Raw genomic sequence first — 4,075 nt, 5'->3', positions numbered from 1 at the left:
TTTGAGCCAACATTCTCATGAAACTACTGCTCGATCGAACCCTCGATCGATTTATGAATGATTTGCGATCGCTATAGCAGGGCGAGTAGATTTAAAAAGATTCCTCAAAAATACTCGCGCTACTAAGAAAAAAAGTCGCCTCCTTATTGCGATGCACGTCACCGCCATGTATCTACTTCCAGACTTATCGATCGAGCTCAGCAGCCACCTTGAGAGGGCTAGCTAGTTCCAACCTAAAAGGGGTGCTTTACTCTGGTTTATTTCTCCCTCATTGAGTGCTTTGAGTTGAGTCCAAAGTGAACGATAAACAGTCGGCTTGGAAGATTACTGACCACTTTGAGGGCGCTTCAAATCTGTGCCATACCGCCATCAACAAACAGCTCGATGCCGTTGACAAAGCTACTGTCGTCACAAGCGAGAAAGACAACGGCTTTGGCAATTTCATCGGGCGTCCCTACTCTTCCCAGTGGGATGGTGGCGGCTTGGCTATCTACGAATTCCTGCACCTGCTCATTACTCAGTCCCAAGTGATTGTAACCAGGAGTAGGAACTACGCCAGGGCTAATGGCGTTAACTCGGATCTGGCGCTCTTTGAGGTCGAGTGTCCAATTACGGGCAAACGATCGCACGGCGGCTTTGGTAGCGCTGTAAACACTGAAAGCTGGAGTGCCCACGGTAGAAGCAGTCGAGGCATTCAGAATGATGGAAGCGCCCGGCGGTAACAGAGGCAGTCCCTTCTGCACGGTGAATAGCACACCTTTAACGTTAGTGTTGAACGTTTTGTCAAAGTGTTCTTCGGTGATTGCTCCGAGTGGGGCGATTTCTCCACCGCCAGCGTTGGCGAAGATTACATCCAGGCGACCTTGCTCTTGCTCGATTGTGGCAAAAAGGCGATCGAGGTCTGCCAGATTCGAGGCATCGCTCTGAACGCCCGTGACGTTCTTGCCTATTGCTGCTACGGCGGCATCCAATTCAGCCTGACGGCGACCTGTAATGAAGACATAGGCACCTTCGGCAACGAATCGCTTAGCAGTGGCAAGACCGATGCCGCTAGTGCCACCAGTGACAAGAGTGACTTTTCCTGAGAGTTTTTGTGACATTATTATTGATGATGTTTTTTTGAATAAAGTTTGGTGATTGCAAGTTTGATGACATCTCGTTTAGACTGTAAATCCGCCATCAATCTTGAGGCTTGCGCCAGTGACAAAGGCGGCTTCAGGACTGGCAAGATAAGAAACCATGGCAGCAACCTCGTTATCCCGTCCGTAGCGACCCAAGGCAATGATCTTTTTGAGCCCCTCGGCAAAGTCTCCGTCTGCGGGATTCATATCGGTATCAATGGGACCAGGTTGGATGTTGTTAACGGTGATACCACGCGGTCCAAGATCGCGGGCAAGACCGCGTGTAAAGCTGGCGATCGCCCCCTTGGTTAAGGCATAGACCGATAGCCCTGCAAAGGGGGTGGAATCACTGTTAACGCTGCCAATCATGATGATTCGTCCACCCTCACCCATGTGGCGAATCGCCTCCTGAGTTGCTACGAAAACGCCCCTGACATTCACCGCTACAAGTCTGTCAAACTCATCCATCGAGAACTGATCGATCGCAGCTAAAGTGGCAACCCCCGCGTTGTTAACTAGGATGTCGAGGCGGCCCAAGGCGTTTACGGTTTCGGCCACGGAATGTTTCACTGCTTCGACATCCGCACTGTCAGCGCGGATTGCTAAAGCTTTTCCCCCTGCAGCTTCAATGTCGCGCACCACCTCATCAGCTTTTTGGGGCGAACTGGTGTAGGTGAGAGCAACTGCTGCCCCATCGTGGGCAAGACGTTTGGCGATCGCTGCTCCTAAACCGCGTGAGCCACCCGTAACCAATGCAACTTTGCCTGCGAGTGTTTTTGTCATGATTTGCTTTGGTGGGCTTGTAATTGCCGATATCGGTGATTTACTTACCGATTGGTACAAAAAATATACCCTGGTTCAATCTGGGTGTCAAGGAAGTTTTATACTGAACGGTATGGAAACGAAAAAGCCTCATAGCGTACAGGGACGACCTCGCGCTTTTGATATCGACGAAGCTTTAGAACAAGCTTTGCAAATATTCTGGCGCAAGGGCTATCTAGGAACATCCCTGACCGATCTAACCGAAGCGATGGGCATTAACCGTCCGAGTCTCTATGCGACCTTTGGTAATAAGGAAAACTTATTCCGCAAGGCCCTCGATCGCTATCGCGATCGGCAAACTGCCTACCTCCGTGAAGCACTCTCCGAGTCAACTGCCCAGAGAGTCATTGAGCGGATGATGCTTGGCGTTGTTGATTTGGTGACTAATCCGTGCAACCCATCAGGATGTCTCTACGCACAAAGTCTGCATTCCTGTGTCGATCCAGACAATCCACTCCATCAAGAGTTGGCAGAGCGCCGCATATCAGGCGAGGCTGCTATCCGCGATCGCTTCGAGCGTGCTGTCTCAGAAGGTGACTTGCCCTCTGATACCGATCCTGCTGCCCTCGCTCGCTTTGTCGTTACAGTCAACTTTGGAATGTCCGTGCAAGCAGCAAGTGGAGCTAGTCGCGCGGAACTCCTAGATGTTGTTCAGATGGCTTTGCGCGCCTGTTCAACTATAAGAAGGGGGAATTGAGGCTCAAGAGAGCGGCACAGAGATGGGGTGCGATGCCTGCAGCTGGCTACGCCGGAGCGAGTGTCGGCTCAGATGCAGCGTTTCCCCTGACAGCACAGGACTTACCCACGAAGTAACATTAGCGGGTAACGACAAGGGCAGCTAGAGCGATCGCGACAACATTCTCAACAAGGGCAGCAGGAACTGCACCAATCCGCTCAATGGCAGCTATCCGCACCGTCCGACCACCATACGCACCGACCAGCAGTGCACCTACAACACCCAGGAGCGCTCCAGCGAGTGCAACACTGCTGTTTGGTGCAGTGATGAACCATCCCACAATGCCACCACTAAGAATCCGAGCAATCAACGCAGGGGGACTGGTGCGAGAGGGAATTTGCGGCAGCATATCGCCAATTAGCTCAGCCACTGCCAGGACAGCCAGAACGATCCCGATCGTGCCGCCCCGCGCCAGAAATAAAGCAGCCGGGGCTTTCAAAGCTAGCCCTGTCAAAGTGCGATCGAGCTCAGCTAGATATAGAAGTTTCGCTCAATAGAGAGCCAATATTTAACGGCACACTTCCAGCGGGCGCGAGGATTTGGCGTAAAATTTGAAGGTTCGTTTCCCGCCTTGAGTGTGCCGTTATTCTGTGGGGCTAGCGCACAGATGCCGGATACAACTCGGCTTTTAATAGAGTTATGACGCACCCCCGCATCGCCTGAAGGTGCTGGTGGGAACAGTCCGTTACTCGAGGAAGCTGCCATGCTGAATGCTGTTTTCGAGCGATTGGTAACCGAGAGTCCGATTAGTGTGATGAGTCGGGGTTTGATGGAAGGGGTGCTAGCACCCGAGGCGCTCGATCGGATCTTTGAAGCCAACGCACAAGTCCAGTACACCAGAGAGTTATTGTTTTCGGATTTGGTAAATTTAATGAGTCTGGTTGTTTGTGGAATTTACCCATCGGTGAATGCTGCTTATCGCGCCCGCGCGCAACAACTCAATGTCAGTCGTACTGCCGTTTATGACAAATTAAATGGTGTAGAGCAGAGAGTTTGTGCGGCACTTGTAAAGGAAACAGCAGCAGCGATGGCATCTTTAATCGAGTTTATTGGAGGCAATTCACCAAAATTCCACCGCTCCCTACAAAGTACGGATTATCGATGGTAATTGTTTAGCAGGAACCGACCATCGGCTGGAAGTGTTACGCCCTATAGGAGCTGCGGCACTACCGGGCAAATTACTGGTCATCCTCGACCCGCTCATTAAGATTAGCAATCGATGTGTTTCCTTGTGTTGACGGCCACGCTAAGCGAGCGATCGTTATTCGACAAAGTTTTGGCAACAGTCCAACCTGGAGAACTATGGATTGGCGATCGAGCTATAGCAATCCTAAATGATTTTCTATATCTAGAGCAATCCTAAATGATTTTCTGTGTGTAAGTATATTGACGTATT

6 protein-coding genes are annotated in these 4,075 nt (G+C 51.0%); 2 read left to right on the top strand and 4 right to left on the bottom strand.

Annotated elements, in window-relative coordinates; all coding sequences use genetic code 11:
• Nucleotides 1-347: 347 nt before the first annotated feature.
• Both QUA13_RS31790 and QUA13_RS31785 read right to left on the bottom strand, forming a co-directional pair.
• On the bottom strand, nt 348-1,100 hold the full coding sequence (locus QUA13_RS31790; RefSeq protein ID WP_333204987.1) for an SDR family oxidoreductase: 753 nt from the start codon (nt 1,098-1,100) through the stop codon (nt 348-350).
• Between the two features lie 60 nt (nt 1,101-1,160).
• Nucleotides 1,161-1,904 carry a 3-oxoacyl-ACP reductase family protein gene (locus QUA13_RS31785; RefSeq protein WP_445242772.1) on the bottom strand — a complete coding sequence of 248 codons (744 nt, stop codon included), beginning with the start codon at nt 1,902-1,904 and terminating at the stop codon, nt 1,161-1,163.
• Nucleotides 1,905-2,016: 112 nt separating this feature from the next.
• Between QUA13_RS31785 and QUA13_RS31780 the strand changes: the two genes are divergently transcribed.
• Nucleotides 2,017-2,640 (top strand): TetR/AcrR family transcriptional regulator, encoded by a 624-nt coding sequence (locus QUA13_RS31780; protein WP_333204982.1) that lies wholly within the window; start codon nt 2,017-2,019, stop codon nt 2,638-2,640.
• Between the two features lie 118 nt (nt 2,641-2,758).
• Here QUA13_RS31780 and QUA13_RS31775 read toward each other — a convergent pair whose 3' ends face one another.
• Nucleotides 2,759-3,118 (bottom strand): hypothetical protein, encoded by a 360-nt coding sequence (locus tag QUA13_RS31775; RefSeq protein WP_333204981.1) that lies wholly within the window; start codon nt 3,116-3,118, stop codon nt 2,759-2,761.
• A gap of 32 nt (nt 3,119-3,150) precedes the next feature.
• Nucleotides 3,151-3,384 carry a hypothetical protein gene (locus QUA13_RS31770; RefSeq protein WP_333204979.1) on the bottom strand — a complete coding sequence of 78 codons (234 nt, stop codon included), beginning with the start codon at nt 3,382-3,384 and terminating at the stop codon, nt 3,151-3,153.
• Between QUA13_RS31770 and QUA13_RS31765 the strand changes: the two genes are divergently transcribed.
• Nucleotides 3,383-3,787: a hypothetical protein gene (locus QUA13_RS31765; protein ID WP_333204977.1), complete on the top strand. Its 405-nt coding sequence runs from the start codon at nt 3,383-3,385 to the stop codon at nt 3,785-3,787. The genes QUA13_RS31770 and QUA13_RS31765 overlap by 2 nt on opposite strands.
• Nucleotides 3,788-4,075: the final 288 nt, after the last annotated feature.

It is taken from the genome of Microcoleus sp. S28C3 (assembly GCF_036700785.1).
GTDB classification, from domain to species: domain Bacteria; phylum Cyanobacteriota; class Cyanobacteriia; order Cyanobacteriales; family Microcoleaceae; genus Microcoleus; species Microcoleus asticus.
This window is presented reverse-complemented; position numbering and strand designations above follow the sequence as displayed.